Origin of the sequence: Oxalicibacterium faecigallinarum (assembly GCF_014635705.1) — a bacterium.
Lineage (GTDB): Bacteria > Pseudomonadota > Gammaproteobacteria > Burkholderiales > Burkholderiaceae_D > Oxalicibacterium > Oxalicibacterium faecigallinarum.
Genome location: NZ_BMDI01000003.1, coordinates 293,899 through 312,503 on the forward strand (window position 1 = coordinate 293,899; position 18,605 = coordinate 312,503).

Sequence of the window (18,605 nt, forward strand, 5' to 3'; positions counted from 1 at the left end):
GAGAATAATAAATGGAACTGTTCAATAACCTTTTGCTGGGCTTCGATACCGCGCTCACACTTGCCAATCTGGGCTACTGCCTGTTTGGTGTCTTTATCGGTACAGCCGTTGGCGTACTGCCGGGCTTGGGCCCGATTGCGACCATCGCGATGCTGTTGCCGGCAACGTTCGGTCTGCCACCGATCTCGGCGCTGATCATGCTGGCCGGTATTTATTACGGTGCACAATACGGCGGCTCGACAACGGCGATTCTGGTCAATCTGCCGGGTGAATCGTCTTCTGTTGTGACCGCAATCGATGGTTATCAGATGGCGCGTAACGGTCGCGCGGGCAAGGCGCTGGCAACAGCGGCGATCGGTTCCTTCTTCGCTGGTACGGTTGCCACACTGTTGCTGGCGCTGTTTGCGCCGCCACTGGCTGATCTGGCACTGAAATTTGGTCCGGCCGAATACTTCTCATTGATGGTGTTGGGTTTGGTCGCTTCCGTAGTCCTGGCCAGCGGCTCGTTGCTGAATGCAATCGGGATGGTGATTCTGGGCTTGTTGCTGGGTCTGGTAGGTTCTGACGTCAACACGGGTGCGGCACGTTATACCTTCGATATGCCCGAACTGGCAGATGGTATCAACTTCGTCATCGTGGCGATGGGCATGTTCGGTATCGGCGAGATTGTCCGCAATCTGGAAAGCGAAGAAACACGCACGCTGGTCATGAAAAAAGTGACGGGCCTGATGCTGACCAAGGAGGATTTCAAGCGCATCATCGCTCCGGTATTCCGCGGCACCGTGCTTGGTTCGGCGCTCGGTATTCTGCCAGGCGGTGGCGCGATGCTGGCATCGTTTGCCGCGTACTCGATCGAGAAAAAAGTCTCCAAGAATTCCAAGGAATTCGGCAAAGGCGCGATTGAAGGTGTTGCTGCGCCTGAGTCGGCAAACAATGCAGGGGCGCAAACGTCCTTTATTCCTATGCTGACGCTCGGTATTCCGTCGAATCCGGTGATGGCGCTGATGATCGGCGCGATGATCATTCAGGGCATTCAGCCAGGACCTGCAGTCATGACCGAGCAGCCAACCCTGTTCTGGGGTCTGATCGCATCGATGTGGGTCGGCAACTTCTTCCTGATCGTGCTGAACCTGCCGATGATCGGCTTGTGGGTACGCATGATCATGGTGCCTTACCATCATCTGTTCCCGGCGATTCTGATGTTCTGTGCGATCGGCGTGTTCAGCTTGAATAACAGCGACTTTGACGTTTATCTGATGGCGTTGTTTGGCCTGTTTGGCTACATCTGCGCCAAGCTGCAGGCGGAACCGGCACCGATGCTGCTGGGTTTCATCATCGGCCCGATGATGGAGGAATATCTGCGTCGTGCGCTGTTGCTCTCGCGCAGTGATCCAATGGTCTTTATTGATCGCCCGATCAGCGCCACGATGCTGGCATTGGCGGCCTTGGCACTGGCGGTCGTTCTGCTGCCATCGTTGCGCAAGAAACGTGAAGAAGCCTTCAAGGAAGAGGGTTGATCAGGCCAAAACGCATGCATCCTGCAATGTCTGTTTGAGCGGATATTGTCATCGTTTAAAAAGCACGTCTTTCGACGTGCTTTTTTCTTTTCAGGAAAATGTTTTTACTAAAAGCTCTCATATATATGGTAACTGTCGTTATTTTTTGCTGATCGTGGCAAGTGAAATGTTTTGAATTATTTCTTGCTCTAAACTTACGGCACTCCTATAATCGATTTCAGATCCACCGAATCCGCTTGCATTGCAGGCCAAAGGGGGAGCGTAGAGCAACACGGCATTGATGCCGGAACAGTGAGGAGACCTGTATCCAATATAAGTTGCGATAGCTCGCTATACGCAATCGGTACAGACAAGCAATATTGAGGCGCATCGAGACGATGCGCCTTTTTGTTTTATGCTGTCGTTTTATTCTTCTGCACGGTCATTCCATGCAATCTGCTCATCAGGGCCGTCTTTTTTCCGCCATCGTTGAAACATCCTTTGGTGCAGTCGGCATTCGTACTGCAGATGGTGCAGTCAACGAACTCGTCTATCTGCCGTCGTCTTTTCATGAAAAAGCCGCGACCGATGCTGTTGCCGAACAGGCTGCTCATCAGGTCACGCGCTATCTGGATGATCCCGACTTTCGATTCACATTGCCGCTGGCCACCGTCGGCACGGCATTTCAGCAAAAGGTATGGGCTGCGATTGCTGCCATTCCGCGCGGCGAGGTGCTGACATATGGCGATATCGCTCGCGGTATTCGTTCTGCACCCCGTGCGGTGGGGCAGGCGTGCGGTGCCAACTGGTTTCCTCTCGTTATTCCCTGCCATCGTGTGACCGCAGCGGGCGGACTCGGCGGTTTTGCGCATTCGGATGACGAAACCGGCTTCCATCTCGGTGTCAAACGCTGGTTGCTGGCGCATGAGCGCGTTCAGGGCTATTGATGGGGCTGTCGGTATGAGTGCATCGTTGTCAGCGAGTCTGTCGCAGATTGATGAATTCTGCGACGCCTTGTGGCTTGAGGATGGCTTGTCGAAAAACACGCTGGATGCATATCGGCGTGATTTGAAGATGCTGGCAAGCTGGCTGGCCGAGCAGCGCGGCAAGATGTTGCTGGAGGCACAGGCAGAAGACCTCAATGCCTATTTCTTTGCGCGGCATGCGGATACTAAAGCGACCTCTTCCAACCGGCGGCTTGCCGTGTTCAAACGCTTTTATCAGATGGCAATCCGGCAGCGACAAATGACGAGTAATCCTTGTGTGACCATGCGGTCGGCCAAGCAGCCACCGCGGATTCCCAAGGTTTTATCCGAGGCGCATGTTGAAGCGCTGCTTGCCGCACCGGATCTGGCAACACCTTTGGGTTTGCGGGATCGCACCATGCTCGAACTCATGTACGCCAGTGGTTTGCGTGTGAGTGAGCTGGTTTTGCTCAAGACGGTGGAGGTCGGCATGAATGAAGGTGTGCTGCGGATCACCGGTAAAGGTAGCAAGACGCGGCTGGTGCCGTTTGGCGAAGAGGCTCGGGTCTGGATCGAGCGTTACCTGAAGGAGAGTCGGCCTGCGATTCTCGAAGGGCAGATTGCCGATGCCTTGTTTGTCACTGCGCGTGGCGGGCCGATGACACGGCAGATGTTCTGGACGTTGATCAAGAAACACGCGAAAGCTGCGGAAATTCAGGTGCCACTCTCGCCGCATACCCTACGGCATGCATTTGCCACACATCTGCTGAATCATGGTGCCGATCTGCGCGTCGTGCAATTGCTGCTTGGGCACGCCGATATCTCGACTACGCAGGTGTATACCCATGTGGCGCGCGAACGATTAAAGTCATTGCATCAGCAACATCATCCGCGGGGGTAATCGAGGGATAAAAAGAAGAAGCACAAGACGCAGCGAAGCATGAGTGATAGTTTGTGTAAATTGATGTTTTAAAAATATCCAATTTTGTCTATCGATCTTCCATCGTTATGATCGGTCTACTCACTTCCATCAATAAAGGGACAGACATATGAGCGCATCCAAAGACAGCCAGCAGCAGCCATCCACTGGAAAGTGCCCGTTTAACCATGGTGCCGAAGCTGCCCAAGCCAAGTTCGCCGCTGGCGGTGGTACCACGAGCCGCGACTGGTGGCCTAATCAGCTCCGCGTTGATCTGCTGAATCAGCATTCCTCCAAATCCAATCCGCTCGGCACCGGTTTCAACTACGCCGAAGAATTCAAAAAACTCGATTACGAAGCTCTCAAGGCGGATCTGCGCAAACTGATGACGGATTCGCAGGATTGGTGGCCAGCCGACTTTGGTCATTACGGTCCGCAATTCATCCGCATGTCCTGGCATGCAGCCGGTACGTATCGCACGGGCGACGGTCGCGGCGGTGCCGGTCGCGGTCAGCAGCGCTTTGCACCACTGAATAGCTGGCCGGACAACGTCAACATCGACAAGTCGCGTCGCCTGCTCTGGCCTATCAAGCAAAAATATGGTCAGCGTATTTCATGGGCCGATCTGCTGATCCTCACGGGCAATGTCGCGCTCGAAACCATGGGTTTCCGTACGTTTGGTTTTGCTGGCGGACGCGAAGACACGTGGGAACCGGATCAGGACGTCTACTGGGGCTCGGAAAAAACCTGGCTTGGTGGTGATGTGCGTTATGCACATGGCTCCGACGGTGTGCCGAAGCCGCGTGACGAGTCGGTTCTTGTTTCTGAAGATGACGCGGATGGCGATGTGCATACACGTCGTCTGGAAAACCCCTTGGCCGCTGTGCAGATGGGTTTGATCTATGTCAATCCAGAAGGCCCGGATGGCAATCCCGATCCGGTACTGGCCGCACATGACATTCGCGATACCTTTGGTCGCATGGCAATGAACGATGAGGAAACGGTTGCCTTGATCGCCGGTGGTCACACCTTTGGCAAGACGCACGGTGCGGGCCCGGCGGACAATGTCGGTGCTGATCCGGAAGCAGGCGATCTTGAACAACAAGGTCTTGGTTGGGCCAGCAAGTTTGGCAGCGGTAAAGCGGGCGATGCGATCACCAGTGGACTGGAAGTGACCTGGACCACCACGCCTGCGCAGTGGAGTAACAACTTCTTCGAGAATCTGTTCAAGTTCGAATGGGAACTGGAGAAGTCGCCAGCCGGCGCACACCAATGGGTGGCCAAGGACGCGGAAGCCATCATCCCCGACGCGCACGACAAATCCAAAAAGCGCAAGCCAACGATGCTCACGACCGATCTGTCATTACGCTTTGATCCGGCTTACGAAAAAATCTCGCGCCGCTTCCTCAATAATCCACAAGCGTTTGCCGAAGCCTTTGCGCGTGCCTGGTTCAAGCTGACGCACCGCGATCTCGGTCCGAAAGCGCGTTATCTCGGTCCGGAGGTACCGAAAGAAGATTTGATCTGGCAAGACCCGCTGCCGCCAGTCACGCATCCGTTGATCGATGCCGCGGATATCACGGCATTGAAGGCTAAGGTGCTTACGTCCAGCTTGACGGTTTCTGAACTGGTTGGGACGGCATGGGCGTCGGCATCGACTTTCCGTGGTTCGGACAAGCGTGGCGGCGCCAACGGTGCGCGTATTCGTTTGGCGCCGCAAAAGGATTGGGCGGTCAATCAACCGGAGCAGCTTGCCAAGGTGCTGGAGGTGCTTGAAGGCATTCGTAGCGAATTCAATCGCAATGCGACGGGTGGCAAGCAGGTATCGCTCGCGGATCTGATTGTGCTGGCAGGGAATGCCGGTATCGAGCAGGCTGCCAAGGCAGCAGGCCGCAATGTCAGTGTGCCATTTACGGCGGGCCGTGTCGATGCTTCGCAAGAGCAGACCGATGTCGAATCTTTTGATGTATTGGAACCGGTTGCAGACGGTTTCCGTAATTACCTCAAAGGCCGTTACAGCGTGCCTGCCGAAGCACTGCTGATCGACAAGGCGCAACTGCTGACACTGACGCAGCCTGAACTCACCGTGCTGATTGGTGGTCTGCGAGCGATCAATATCAACGTTGGCGGTACGACGCATGGTGTGCTCACACAACGTCCGGGCCAATTGACCAATGACTTCTTCGTCAATCTGCTTGATATGAGTACGGAATGGAAAGCATCATCGGATGATAATAACCTGTTCGAGGGTCGTGATCGCAAGACCGGCAAAGCAAAGTGGACCGGCACGCGTGTCGATCTGGTCTTTGGTTCAAACAGTATCTTGCGCGCGCAAGCGGAAGTCTATGCAAGTGCCGATGCGCAGGACAAGTTCATCGATGACTTCGTCGCGGTTTGGACGAAAGTGACGGAACTGGATCGATTTGATCTGAAAAAATGAAATAGATGAAGCCGGATTCTTATCCGGTCCAGAAAAAAGCCTGACAGAGATCGCATCTTGTCAGGCTTTTTAGTTGCTTGCATGCGGTCTATTTTCGAGTCGGAGCGTCTGAAGCAGACCAATTACGTTGGAAAGAATGGCGCAGTGCTCATTCCGACCATGAGCGTACATGGCAACACATCGAAGCCGTCGAAACAACAATGATTTGTGCAAATCTGGAAGTGAATCCGATGGCAATCAAAGCATGTGACGTCCTGAATACGTCGCATCGCACGCTTCAATGCAAGTAACAGCCTAAATCTCGGCTTGTGCCATCAGTTCCGTTAGTGTGAGATCAAGCGCTCCAGCGATTCTATGTAACGTCAGCACGGCAATGTTGTTATCGCCTCTCTCAACACGACCAACATAACTGCGATCCACCTCCGCTAATAGCGCGAGGTTTTCTTGGGAAATTTCCTTTTCCAAGCGAATACATCTGATGGCATTCCCCAATGCCACAAGCACTGGATCCTGACGATTTTTTGAAAGATTTGGCATCCGGAAATGATTCCGTTATGATGCGCATAAAGCCACGGTACATGTACCGCAACAAAGTTGACCTTCTTTGATCATGGCCGGACAGTCATCGGACAAAAGCCCAAGACTGTTTGCCAGCATTGATGCGGTCAATAAATCTGACAAAGCTGGATTTGCTCAGGGAGAGGCGAATGCCTCTCCTTCTTTTTGTCCGAAGTACCTTCAGGGAGTAGAAATGTCCAACGAAGACATCATTCAAGCCATCGAAGAAAACTCGATGCCGCATATGACGTGGTTAATGAATAGCCCGCGTTCAACAAGCAGGTTGTACATATTCATCGCAAGTTTGGCAGGGCCGAATAACAACTTCGGCTACGGGCCCAATCCAAATGCACCTTGGTTGGCATTCCTCTGCCGCGTGCTTAATAAACTTTGATTACAGGGGAAAGTAATGACAACTGAAAATGAAGCAGCACCGGCACCAACAAATAAACCTTGGCAGAAAGTCGTCGCCTTTTTGATTCTTGCTGTCGCGCTCATGTACTACCCGCTATCCAATTTTTTCAACTTCTCGATTTCGTTCGGCGATAACACGCTTGAAAAAGCGCTGTATGTCGGAAAAAGCACGAAAGACCAGTTCGCAAATTTCATGGACAAGGGCGGCTTGTCGTACGAATCGTCATGGAAGGGATATAAGGCTATGAAGGTCAATGTTCACTTTCACGATAACGAGAAGCTAGCGATTGCCCAGATTCAGTTAGACAAGAAGCCGATCCGAGGTGATATGGCATCCATTGCGAATCTGAAAAGAAGCTTGTCTTCAGAGTGCGGTTCCGAATGGGTGTCGTTATCAGCTAACCAGACGATGATTCAAGCGAAGAAGAATGGCGTCGAATGTGCTTTGCATGATCAGGGCGGACAAACAGAAGTTATTCTGATCAAGCGGGAGCCATGATGAAAACGCACTTTCCGATTTTGGTAATCAGTACGCTACTGATTGCCGGATGTTCCGAATCACAATCGACTGAGAAGCAAGCGCAGGTCAAGAAGGAAAAAGTTGTGCAGATCACGCTTCAGACGGTTATCAGGCAGGGCGGCACTGTGTGTTCGCAGATGCGATCAATGCAGAAGGTACAGGTGATGGAGCGGGTCAACAATCCATACGTTCAGATGCCGCCTGACTGCCACATCGCAGCACAACCGATCCCCGTGCAAATACATGGGGATGATCCGATGGGATTCGTTGTTGTGTTCAATGAGAACGGGCGTGGACTGGTGCAGAAGAAGGACTTGGAAACGATGCAGATCAGGAACTGAACTTGTGGCAGCTTAAGAGCATAGAAGGCTGCTGCACAAAGAGCCCGACATAATTCCGTAGGGCTCTACAGTCTTTATTGATCAATTAGTTTCGCTTGAATCTCGTGCCTTTATCTGTGTGGTCTTTAGATGGTCGTTGCGAGTGGCGATTACCATCTCCAGCAGTTTGCCGCATCTTCGCTGCAAATTCCAAATTCTTGTTGATGAATTCTTTCAGCTGACGGTCAGGGGCATTTAGCAAAGCATTTTGCAAATCTTTCTCTGCTGACGAAAGATAGCGCCGACAGTCGTCCCAAGCTCGTTTTTTTGCCGGGGGAGGCAAGCTTCTGTTCCGCGCAGTATTAGTGCACTGTTTGGCTAATCCAATACAAGCGTTGCCTCGAGCCTGTAAGAAATATGGATTATTACGCCACTCTTCATGAACAGAAAATTGCTTGTCAAGAAACTCGACTGCAGCTAGATCATCTCCCGACCGACTCAAACCGATCGCAACCTTGCGAACCTCCATCTCTTCGACATATCCTCGGGTCGCAGCAAGGTATAGCCGTCGACCGATTTGCATGTCGGCACGATTCCTGTGCTCATTCATAGTTAACGCATCAGCAAGACGAGTGAGTGTGTTCGGGGGAAGTTCCGACTCGATCGTTGGATGGTTGTTAAGGTGATCCCTGACTAAATCAATATCATCTAGAACAGGTGCAACCTCCGCAAGTAAATGGAGAGCACGGTGGTTGATAGGATCCACAGACAAAAGAGCTAAGATTTTTTGCTTCGCTCTTGGAAAATCGCCTAACGATATAGCTTCTTCAATGGACTTATATTCTCGAGCAAGTGCATGTCTCGGATGAGCTGGAAGTAAACATATAACTTGACTTTCATCGACGTCGAAGCGTGGTGCCGGACATCCCTCGACTTTCATCGAGCGAATGATCGTCGGAATCCCTTGTCCTTCAGCTTGCGCGAGCTGCAGTCGATTGAGAAACCAAGCGAGACTTTGATTTCGCCATTTGGAAGTGGCTTTCCCCGACCGAAAAATTTCAACGTTGATTCCTAATGGGAGTGGCCCCGGTGAAACAATCTCGACTCGATCAGAAAAGACGGTCGTACGAGTGGGCTCGTTTAACTCATAGTTACGATGTGCAAGCGCGTTCACTATGGCTTCTGTCAACGCTTGTTGGGGGTATTTCAGAGCATTAGGGGATTTCTTGTCATTTTTATCATAGGCGACATGACTTTCTACGCCCAATAGGTCAATCGACCGTTTAGCTTGTTCAACCAAGGTTCCAGACAGTTCGTGCCTTGAGGCGTGTGGTTCAGATCGATCTGTCCCTGGATATATTGATAATAGTGAATAAGCGCCGGGAATGTGCAACTGAACCTGCCGACCAAAAAGCAAAACAGCAAAATTTCGGGGCCTTAGAACCCCCGTAAGCGGATCACGTCCGCAAAGCGGTGGAACAAATGGACTTAGGGAATTCGTATCAGAAAGATAAGCATCGATGCCACGGTTTGGATCAAACACGTTCATACGCTGAAGAGCGTCACGTAGCGCGATAAGATCTAAATCATTCGTTGTAGCGGTAGCGCAAACGCGACGATCCCACGGCTCCGCTTCACCTTTCCTGACTAAAAGTTCTCGCAAGATGCCATCACGCGCCTCGCGAGTTTCGCGACTAACTCTGACATAGTGCTTGTTACCTTCGTTGGCTCGCCTGAAAGTGTGAACGTGACTTGTTGCAGGCATAATAAATACCAGTACACGTTTAGACTCATCTGGAAGTACTATCTCTTCAACGAGGGGAGTGATTGCTGGAGAAACACGCTCTCTACAGCCAGCCATCACTTTTCCTTCCACTTCTTTAAGTCGAGCTGCTGTAAGACCTACGGCGGTGACGACAGGGAAACCGTGGCTGTCTTTGCCTTCTTGTGCACCACAGATGACATAACCACCACCCAAGTTAGACCAATCGTTAGCAAATGCACTAAGCGTGGCGACGACGTCATCAGTGTCAGCCACGTTTTCTTTCCATTCCACCTGCTCATTCTCTCTGACCAAAAGCGATTTCAGGTCGACTGCTGAATTTGAATTGTCGTTAAATTGTTGCGTCATTGTGAATAGGCAAATGGGGGGGACTACAAGGATGTTACCAGAGCAATCCAATTTGCCATGTAATCCCATGCTTTGGAAGAAAATCTTTGTATCCGAGCAACGAAGAGTTGGAAATTGTGCAGGGAAACAGTGCATGAAGAGCTTTCTAAGCTCTTGATGTACCGACAAAACGTGAAGGAATTCAAACAGTTAGATGGCCCGTTGAAAAACTGGGCCATTTTTTATGGTAGGTCGAGGAACAGTCCAGATGTTCTCACGATGTTGGAAGGTGTAAATGGACTGTATACACACCAATGGGCGATTCCAACACCTTGTTTGGAATGTCCGCTTTCGACCCAAAGCAGACATAGTCCTTGCATCAATTCAATATTTCAACTAATCTTGAATTAATACTTCAAGGATTATTGAAATGACCCCTAAATCGGTTGTTGCCGCACTTGGCGCATTGGCGCAGGAAACACGTCTTGGCGTGTTCCGTCTCTTGGTACAGGCGGGCCCTACTGGACTATCTGCATCTCAGATTGCAGAAGGCGTCGGCATTGCCCCGTCCCTGCTGTCCTTCCATCTCAAAGAGCTTTTGCACGCTGACTTGGTTACGCAGGTTCGTGAAGGTCGCTCACTCATCTATGCAGCGAACTTCAGCGCAATGAATGGACTGCTTGGATACCTGACCGAAAACTGCTGCGGTGGCAATCCATGTTCGCCTGACTCAAAGCTCGCCTGTTCAACGGAAGGCGGTTGCGCGTAATCAGCGCCGGTCACATTCAATCTGCACTATCCATTCGCCAGTGTGCATTTGCACGCTGTTTTACACGCCCATAAGGAAAATCATGTCGAATCACCCGTTCAACGTTTTGTTTCTCTGTACCGGCAACTCTGCACGCTCCATCATGGCCGAAGCCCTTGTGACGACCATGGGTCATGGTCAATTCAAAGGTTACAGCGCTGGAAGCGACCCGAAAGGCACCGTCAACCCGTTCACCATCGAACAGTTAGAGAAGGCAGGCTATTCATCTGACAATCTCCGCAGCAAAAGCTGGGATGAGTTCGCTGGCCCTGACGCACCGCATATGGACTTCATCATCACGGTTTGCGACAACGCTGCTGGTGAGGTTTGTCCAGTATGGCCTGGTCATCCCGCATCGGCACATTGGGGCTTCGAAGACCCGGCAGCCGTAGAAGGTAGCGATGAAGATAAACGGGCTGCATTCGAGCGCATCTTCAAGCAAATCATGGCCCGCATGAACGCGTTTGTCAGCCTGCCGCATAACATGCTGGAGAAGCACGCCATCCATCAGGAAATTCAGAAAATTGGCGCAACGCCTGTAGTTGGCTAAGGATGGGATGATGGGAAGCTTCGAACGATACCTGACGGTGTGGGTTGGCTTGTGCATCGTTGCAGGTGTCATCCTTGGGAAGCTCTTCCCATCCGTGTTTCAACTCGTCGCGCAGATGGAAGTCGCACAGGTCAATCTGCCTGTCGGACTTCTTATCTGGGTAATGATTATTCCGATGCTGGTCAAAATCGATTTCTCTGCGCTATCGCAGGTGAAAAGTCATTGGCGTGGCATTGGTGTAACGCTGGTCGTCAACTGGTTAGTTAAACCGTTCTCGATGGCCTTGTTGGGTTGGCTCTTCATCCGGCACGTGTTCGCTGGTTGGCTGCCCGCAGACCAGATTGATAGCTACATTGCAGGACTCATCTTGCTTGCCGCTGCGCCGTGTACCGCGATGGTGTTTGTATGGAGTCAGCTATGCAAAGGTGACCCATACTTCACGCTGTCGCAGGTAGCGCTGAATGACTCCATCATGATTGTGGCTTTCGCACCGTTGGTCGCGTTGTTACTCGGCATGGCATCCATTACGGTGCCGTGGGATACCCTTATTACGTCGGTCGGCCTGTACATCATCCTGCCGGTTGTTCTGGCGCAGTTGTTTCGTAAGGCACTGCTCAGGCAAGGACCAGATGCCTTGACTAAGGTGAGCCAGCAGTTGGGACCGTTCTCGATAGCGGCCCTGTTGCTGACGCTGGTGTTGCTGTTTGCTTTCCAAGGTGAAGCGATAACCGAACAACCGCTGGTTATCGGCATCCTTGCCATCCCCATCCTGATTCAGGTCTTCCTGAATTCAGGACTGGCTTACATACTAAACCGCAAGCTGGGTGTGGCGCATTGTGTCGCAGGGCCATCTAGTCTCATCGGTGCATCGAACTTCTTTGAGCTATCCGTTGCGACCGCAATTAGTCTCTTCGGCTTCCAATCAGGTGCGGCACTCGCGACCGTGGTCGGTGTGTTGATTGAAGTACCAGTCATGCTGCTCGTCGTCGGCATCGTCAATCGGTCTCAGAGTTGGTACCAAGCAGGTGTGACAAGTAATGGGAAATGACATGACATGACAAACAGCAATCCAGACCTACCCAACGTATCGTCTCAACTCGACACCCCCACACATGCGCAGTTAAATGCATCGGGCGTATCCACACATCCGCCGCGCATTCTGCTGCTGTATGGCTCGCTTCGTGAGCGTTCATATAGCAAGTTGCTGACGCTGGAAGCGGAGAGAATCCTCAAACACTTTGGTGCCGAAACAAGAGTCTTCGACCCGGCGGGTCTGCCGATGGTCGATAGCTGCCCAGCAGACCATCCAAAAGTGCAGGAACTGCGCAACCTGTCTGCATGGTCTGAAGGTCAGGTCTGGTGCAGTCCCGAACGTCATGGCGCAATGACAGGTGTCTTCAAATCGCAGATTGATTGGTTGCCCCTTGAGGTCGGCAGCATCCGCCCTACGCAAGGGCGAACACTGGCAGTGATGCAAGTGAGCGGTGGCAGCCAATCCTTCAACGCTGTCAATCAGTTGCGTGTGCTTGGCCGCTGGATGCGCATGGTTACTATCCCGAACCAAAGTTCAGTTGCCAAGGCATTCGAAGAGTTCGATGAGGCTGGACGAATGAAGCCTTCCAGTTACTACGACAGATTGGTCGATGTGATGGAAGAGCTGTACAAGTTCACGCTGCTTGTTCGCGACCGCTCGGATTACTTGACTGACCGATACAGCGAACGTAATGCAGAACAAGAGAAGCAACGAGCCGCATTGGCAGCCAATGCCATGAGTCACGAAACGGAATAATCTGCATGTCCGCTTTTGGCCGAAAGACGACATCTACTCCTGACCAAACGGGCGCCAATGTATCTCATTCGATCATCCGAAGCTTTAATTGCTCTACGGCCTCGCGCGAAACGTTCCAACTTGTTTCGCTGTGAAGCAAGCGGATATGCCAGTTACTGCTTGGACGACGAACCAAATCTCGAACTGCCTTGACGCGCACAATGGCACTCCGATGAATGCGCATGAATGCATTACCTGACAGAATAGATTCCCAATCTTTGATGGGGCGCGAATCCGGCAAGAATGATGCATGTTCGGCAAGAAGCACTTCACTCACATTACGGCGTGCGCGGATCGCAATGATGCTGGTCAAAGGAACACCGTGTAAGTCGCCGCCATTGCGCAGATAAATCAATTCAGGGAAATAGTCGGCCTGTCGGTTTCTGATGATGTTGCGAGGATTATGCAACGCAATTGCCAGCAGTTCGGCACATGCAAACATGGCGCTGACCACGTCATTACTCCATTGCGTTTGACGCTTGGTCGCATCGAATCCGAACAATCCACGTAATTGACCATTGCGCATCAACGGGAGACATAACACGCTCTTGTTCCCTTGCCGAATAAATTCAGCCTGAAGCGCCTCACAATCAGATGGCATGTCGTACACGTCCGTGAATGCAACAGCATTTCCAGCTAATGCTTCGGTGTGCAAACTGCCCAATAAGGAGACTGGCGCGTTCTGCAGGTCTTGCACATGCGCAGACACACCGCGGCGCACCCATTCATGTGTGTTGCGGAAAAGCGCTAACGACGCATCGTATTCGATGACGTACACCCGGTCGGCAGCCCCCATTCTTCCAAGCATCTGCAGTACGGATGCCAATGCTTCATTTAATGGGCCTTTGAGCAATTCACGGGCAACCAAATGGGGCCATTCATTCGCAGCCGTACCGACAGGCTCTGGCGTCGATATCTGAAAAGAAGTTTGCGGCAACGATGTATTAGGCATGTAAAAAAGATGAGTTGACGCTCGCCCATTTGACAGACCTTCTGACGGTAGATGAAGCGCAGCGCGAAACAATAATACAACGTGTGCATGCAATTTGTCCGTCATGGATGCAATTCGTCCTCACCTTATGGTGTTGGAATTTCTTTGATGCAAAAATCGATGCAAAGGAAGTTTGGCAGTACCAGCCAGCTTTGTTATCGATACATGTGTCCAGGGAGGACCTGATGAACCGTTCATTCAAATCTATCTTCAATCGCCGGACTGGGGTCTGGCAAGTCGCTTCGGAAAACACCCGCCATGCCGGAAAGACCGGCAATTCGGTCCGCAAGTCTGTCGCCTTGCTTGTACTTGGCATGTCTGTCGGTGCATCGGCGATGGCGCAGATATTCACGATTGATGGCGGGCAAACGGTCTCTGTGCCATCAGTTGGTCAGCCATCGCCGTGGCATGGCGGAGATATTCTTTATGTCGGTTATTCTGGGGCCGGTACGCTCAATATTGAAAACGGCGGACAAGTAACGAGCGGCAGTGCATTTTTGGGTAATCAAAGTGGAAGCCAGGGCACGGTAACCGTGACTGGCCCCCAAGCTGTTTGGGAAAGCTCGGGTGTTATTTCTGTCGGTGATGCGGGCACAGGAACACTGACCATTGAAAATGGCGGCAGAGTAGAAAGCGGCGCTGGTTTTATTGGATATTCAAGCACTGCCAGTAGCGGTACTGTCGTTGTGACAGGCGCAGGTTCTACATGGAACGCCTCAACTCTAAGACTTGGCATTTACGGAGCGAGCATATTGACTATTGAAGATGGTGGAACAGTGAGTGCAGCCGACACCATTCTGGCACGCTACGAAGACAGTGTGAGCACGCTTTATCTCAACGGTAACAGCACCGATGGTCGAGGTGTACTTCAAACCGGTCAACTTATAAAAGCACTGGGTACCGCCAACGTCACGATCGATGGCGGCGTATTACGCGCAACGGCTGATCAAGCAAATTATTTCTACAATTTTGATAATGGCTCCATCACACTTGCCGGTGATGGCTTGTTCTTTGATACCAATGGTCGTGACGTTGGTATCAACGTCGCTACCTTCACGACATCCACGCCTGATACAGGCATCCTGACCAAACAAGGTGCAGGCACCCTCACGCTTAACGGCAACAGTGCGGGTGTGCTGCAAGACATCGTGGTGCAGGAAGATACTCTGGTCATCAATGGCGAAATCAGTAATACGTTTACACAAATTGATTACACCGGTGGCGACACCGACAAGACAGCAACGCTGATCGTGAGCGGCCCGGCAGCCAAACTGGACACTCACGCGCTCGTTGCGGGTGATGCCGGCACTGGCTCACTGATTATCGAGAATCAGGCACATGTCATCGCTGTTTCCTACACGACTGCTGGTGATGACGTCGGTAGTGAGGGGCATATCACGGTGACAGGTGGTGGCACCATTCTGGATACGGGTTTTCTATACAGCGGTTACCGTGGCAAGGGCACGATTGAAATCAAGAATGGCGCACATGTTCTGAATCGTAACTGGGCTTTTATCGGTTACGAGGATACAGGTGCTATAACGGTCACTGGACACGGCTCTCGTTTGGAAAATGGAGCGGGTATCTATGTTGGTGATTATGCCGATGGCACACTCACCATCGCAGATGGCGGTGTCGTCACAAATGCTGTGTGGGGGTATGTTGGTCATGCGGCCAATGCGACTGCTGTTGCCACAGTAACGGGTGCCAATTCGCTCTGGGAAAACGGGCTGGAACTTTACATCGGCTTTGACGATACGGCTACCGGCACACTCAATATCGAAGATGGCGGCAAGGTAAAAAACACGACGGGTTATGTTGGCTATGCGGAAGACGCTACGGGCACGGTAAATGTGAACGGTATCAACTCGGCGTGGGAAAATGCGGGCCCGCTCTATGTTGGTCTTTATGGTTCCGGTACGCTCAATGTTAGCCAAGGAGGCAGCGTCAGTAATACTTATGGATATGTAGGCGCTACCATTGGCGGGGTCAGTTCAGCGACCGTTACCGGTGCAGGATCGAACTGGACTAACTCACTTCGCTTGTACGTCGGCGATAGCGGGATTGGCACGCTAAACATAGAGGACGGTGGCAAGGTATCAGCCGAGAATGTCCACATGGCGGCAAGTCTTTCAGCCAACGGCACATTGAATCTCAATGGAACAGCGGGCGCGCGCGGTATTCTTGCAACGGGCTACTTTGAAAAAGGTTCTGGCACGGCGACATTCAATTGGGATGGCGGTATCGTGCAAGCAACCAGCGTAAGCGCTTTTGGTGATTTCTTTCATCGATTTTCAGCAGGTGACGTTACGATTGGCAGTAACGGTGCCTTCTTCGATACCCAAGGTTTTAATACTGCTATTCAAACAACAGGTGTATTGAGTGGCATGGGTGGCTTGACCAAGATGGGCAGTGCCACACTAAGCATTGCAGGTGGCAATACCTATGGCGGCAACACAACCGTTTCTGCTGGTGTGCTGCGCTTCGACACCTACGACCAGATTGCAGGCCAGACACTGGGCATTGGTGCCGTCAATCCATCCAGCTACGGGCAACTGGATGTGACTGGCGTTGCCACCTTCAACGAAGGTGCCAGTATCGATGTGGATGTCGCGTCGCCACTCACCCCTGCTTTGGCTGTCGGTGATGTGCTCACTGGCGTCATCACGGCGGGTACCTTGCATGCCAATGGATTTACCGTTACCGACAATTCTGCCTTATTCAATTTCCTTGCCGTGCAAAACGACCAGTCGGTCGACTTGCGCATCGTGGCAAGCAGCGCCACCGGCATCCGTGAGGCGGTGATCGAGCAAGGTCAGTGGTTTGCATTGGGAGCGGCCGATGTACTGGACATTAATCTCTATAACGGCGCGACTGGGGATATGGGCACGGTGATTGCTGCTCTCGGACTGTTATCAAACAATCGTGATATCGCGCGTGCGGCTGCCCAAACACTTCCCGTCATCTCGGGCAATGCTGCCATTGAGGGCACCTTGTCCACCTTCCAGAAGCTGGTGCAGAACCGTAATGGCGGTAATAGCGGCACAACAGGACTGGCTTCTGGCGATGCGCTCTTGAACAAGAATGCGTGGGGCAAGGTCTTTGGCTCGCGTGCGGAGCAGGATAGCCGTAGCGGTGCGGCCGGATTCAAGGCAGATACGTGGGGTCTGGCGCTGGGCGCCGATGCACAAGTCGCTCCGGGTGCGCGCTTCGGTGTAGCGTATGGCTACGCCAAGACCTCGGTCAACGGCAATACCGACCTCAGCGGTTCTGCTCAGCGCGCCAACATCGGTTCGCATGTCATCGCTGCCTACGGCAGTAAAGACCTCGGAGACAATCGCACCTTCTCGTTCCAGGGTGATATCGGTGTGAATGACAACAAGTCCACACGCCAGATCGATTTCATGAACCGCACGGCACGTGCCGATTACCGCACTTATAGCGCACACATTGGTGCGGCCATCGCACAATCATTTGCGCTGAGCGAGAAGACTACGCTGACTCCGGCATTGCGTGCCGACTACACGTGGCTCAAATCACAAAGCTATAACGAGACGGGGGCGGATGCACTGAATCTGAATGTGGGCTCGAATAAAACCGATACGTTTGTAATTGGTGCGGATGCTTACTTGCAGCATCGCTTCTCGAATGTCTCTCGCATCGATGCCAACCTGGGACTTGGTTACGACGTCATCAATGAGCAAGGCAACATCGTCGCAGCCTATGCCGGTGCGCCGGGACAATCGTTCGTCACAACCGGTATTGATCATTCGCCATGGCTGGTACGTGGCGGCATCGGCTACAGCATGCAGGCCATGAACGGTACCGAAATCAGCTTCCGTTACGATGCAGAAGGTCGTTCGGATTATCTTAATCACACGGCTTCGGTTCGCGCGAAGTGGGCATTTTAATCCACCACCAAGCCCAGATAAAAAGGCGACCTGAGGGTCGCTTTTTTACTTGTGAATGTTCGCTTGCGGTCGATGGAAGACGTTTTCTATTTCGACATCAATCATCTGGACTGACGTGTTGCGAAAGCCGTGATGATAGGCCGACGGAATTCCCATCTGGATTTTTTGCATTAGAAAAGATGTCACCGCTTAGGTGATGCGTCTTGCCAAGAAAAGCAATCCGCCTCGATTGATGACCGTGGAGCGCTACCAACTATATCGGGCAAGCCTCATTTGTCGGCTTCTGAGTTTGGTTGATAACGAATCCAGCCTGCAATAACGGGACCACGTTGATTGCTGTCTTTGGGGTGCAATCTACCTTCGGAGACGGGTACTTCCGGGAAGTCGAACGGAGACATTCCCTCTATGCAGGCAACGTTGACGCCGTATTGGTTTGGCGAAGAGCGGCGTTTGTGAAATGTGTAAATACCACAGCGTGAACAAAAATAATGTTTGGCTTCGCCCGTATGGAACTGATAAAGAGTGAGGGCCTCCGCACCTTGCACAACCTCGATATCGTCCAAATTGGCTGACACTGTCACTGCACCTCGCATACGACAGTACGAGCAGTTACATCTGCGTGCAGTTTTTAATTCGTCAGTCAGCCTGACCGTGAATCGCACGGTGCCGCAGTGACAAGCCGCAAGGTATTCTGGTCTATCGTCAGTGTCATTGTTCATATAAAAACAAGCCTATCTCGTGTTAGCTCTCGTCGCCCAATGCAGATTCCATTTAT

At 52.0% G+C, this 18,605-nt stretch carries 17 protein-coding genes; 13 read left to right on the top strand and 4 right to left on the bottom strand.

What is annotated here, in order from left to right; translation table 11 throughout:
• Positions 1–11 precede the first annotated feature (11 nt).
• The 5 genes from IEV29_RS14870 to IEV29_RS16365 all read left to right on the top strand — a co-directional run bounded on the left by IEV29_RS14870 (position 12) and on the right by IEV29_RS16365 (position 6,110).
• Positions 12–1,517, top strand: a complete 1,506-nt coding sequence (locus tag IEV29_RS14870) for a tripartite tricarboxylate transporter permease (RefSeq protein WP_188382111.1) — start codon at positions 12–14, stop codon at positions 1,515–1,517.
• A 428-nt stretch (positions 1,518–1,945) separates the two neighbouring features.
• The gene (locus IEV29_RS14875) at positions 1,946–2,443 is read left to right on the top strand and encodes a methylated-DNA--[protein]-cysteine S-methyltransferase (protein WP_188382112.1); all 498 of its coding nucleotides are present in this window, start codon (positions 1,946–1,948) and stop codon (positions 2,441–2,443) included.
• A 13-nt stretch (positions 2,444–2,456) separates the two neighbouring features.
• Positions 2,457–3,362 (top strand): site-specific tyrosine recombinase XerD, encoded by a 906-nt coding sequence (xerD, locus tag IEV29_RS14880; protein WP_188382113.1) that lies wholly within the window; start codon positions 2,457–2,459, stop codon positions 3,360–3,362.
• 148 nt (positions 3,363–3,510) lie between these two features.
• Complete coding sequence (gene katG, locus IEV29_RS14885; protein WP_188382114.1) at positions 3,511–5,820, top strand: catalase/peroxidase HPI; 2,310 nt, start codon at positions 3,511–3,513, stop codon at positions 5,818–5,820.
• Between the two features lie 77 nt (positions 5,821–5,897).
• On the top strand, positions 5,898–6,110 hold the full coding sequence (locus IEV29_RS16365) for a DUF4880 domain-containing protein (RefSeq protein ID WP_188382115.1): 213 nt from the start codon (positions 5,898–5,900) through the stop codon (positions 6,108–6,110).
• 4 nt (positions 6,111–6,114) lie between these two features.
• Here IEV29_RS16365 and IEV29_RS14895 read toward each other — a convergent pair whose 3' ends face one another.
• Entirely contained in the window at positions 6,115–6,357 is a 243-nt protein-coding gene (locus tag IEV29_RS14895) for a helix-turn-helix domain-containing protein (RefSeq protein WP_188382116.1), read from the bottom strand.
• Between the two features lie 73 nt (positions 6,358–6,430).
• Here IEV29_RS14895 and IEV29_RS14900 point away from each other — a divergent pair, with 73 nt between their 5' ends.
• Genes IEV29_RS14900 through IEV29_RS14910 form a run of 3 tightly spaced genes read left to right on the top strand, consistent with a single transcriptional unit; the run spans position 6,431 to position 7,653 of the window.
• A complete protein-coding gene (locus IEV29_RS14900) occupies positions 6,431–6,772 on the top strand; it encodes a hypothetical protein (RefSeq protein ID WP_188382117.1) in 342 nt (113 codons plus the stop codon).
• 15 nt (positions 6,773–6,787) lie between these two features.
• Positions 6,788–7,291 (top strand): hypothetical protein, encoded by a 504-nt coding sequence (locus IEV29_RS14905; protein WP_188382118.1) that lies wholly within the window; start codon positions 6,788–6,790, stop codon positions 7,289–7,291.
• On the top strand, positions 7,291–7,653 hold the full coding sequence (locus IEV29_RS14910) for a hypothetical protein (protein ID WP_188382119.1): 363 nt from the start codon (positions 7,291–7,293) through the stop codon (positions 7,651–7,653). The genes IEV29_RS14905 and IEV29_RS14910 overlap by 1 nt, the downstream gene beginning before the upstream one ends.
• A gap of 85 nt (positions 7,654–7,738) precedes the next feature.
• On the opposite strand, the gene IEV29_RS14915 is transcribed toward IEV29_RS14910, so the two are convergent.
• On the bottom strand, positions 7,739–9,763 hold the full coding sequence (locus IEV29_RS14915; protein ID WP_188382120.1) for an ATP-binding protein: 2,025 nt from the start codon (positions 9,761–9,763) through the stop codon (positions 7,739–7,741).
• A gap of 409 nt (positions 9,764–10,172) precedes the next feature.
• Between IEV29_RS14915 and IEV29_RS14920 the strand changes: the two genes are divergently transcribed.
• The 4 genes from IEV29_RS14920 to arsH all read left to right on the top strand — a co-directional run bounded on the left by IEV29_RS14920 (position 10,173) and on the right by arsH (position 12,889).
• On the top strand, positions 10,173–10,511 hold the full coding sequence (locus IEV29_RS14920; RefSeq protein ID WP_188382121.1) for an ArsR/SmtB family transcription factor: 339 nt from the start codon (positions 10,173–10,175) through the stop codon (positions 10,509–10,511).
• An 82-nt stretch (positions 10,512–10,593) separates the two neighbouring features.
• Entirely contained in the window at positions 10,594–11,100 is a 507-nt protein-coding gene (locus IEV29_RS14925) for an arsenate reductase ArsC (protein ID WP_188382122.1), read from the top strand.
• Between the two features lie 7 nt (positions 11,101–11,107).
• The gene (gene arsB / locus IEV29_RS14930) at positions 11,108–12,148 is read left to right on the top strand and encodes an ACR3 family arsenite efflux transporter (protein WP_188382123.1); all 1,041 of its coding nucleotides are present in this window, start codon (positions 11,108–11,110) and stop codon (positions 12,146–12,148) included.
• A 6-nt stretch (positions 12,149–12,154) separates the two neighbouring features.
• Positions 12,155–12,889, top strand: coding sequence for an arsenical resistance protein ArsH (gene arsH / locus IEV29_RS14935; protein WP_188382124.1), 735 nt, complete (start codon positions 12,155–12,157; stop codon positions 12,887–12,889).
• Between the two features lie 64 nt (positions 12,890–12,953).
• Here arsH and IEV29_RS14940 read toward each other — a convergent pair whose 3' ends face one another.
• Positions 12,954–13,985, bottom strand: coding sequence for a LytTR family transcriptional regulator DNA-binding domain-containing protein (locus tag IEV29_RS14940; protein WP_188382125.1), 1,032 nt, complete (start codon positions 13,983–13,985; stop codon positions 12,954–12,956).
• A 119-nt stretch (positions 13,986–14,104) separates the two neighbouring features.
• Here IEV29_RS14940 and IEV29_RS14945 point away from each other — a divergent pair, with 119 nt between their 5' ends.
• Positions 14,105–17,830 carry an autotransporter domain-containing protein gene (locus tag IEV29_RS14945; RefSeq protein ID WP_188382126.1) on the top strand — a complete coding sequence of 1,242 codons (3,726 nt, stop codon included), beginning with the start codon at positions 14,105–14,107 and terminating at the stop codon, positions 17,828–17,830.
• A gap of 269 nt (positions 17,831–18,099) precedes the next feature.
• Here the strand turns inward: IEV29_RS14945 and IEV29_RS14950 are convergent, their stop codons facing one another.
• A complete protein-coding gene (locus IEV29_RS14950; RefSeq protein ID WP_188382127.1) occupies positions 18,100–18,549 on the bottom strand; it encodes a GFA family protein in 450 nt (149 codons plus the stop codon).
• Positions 18,550–18,605: the final 56 nt, after the last annotated feature.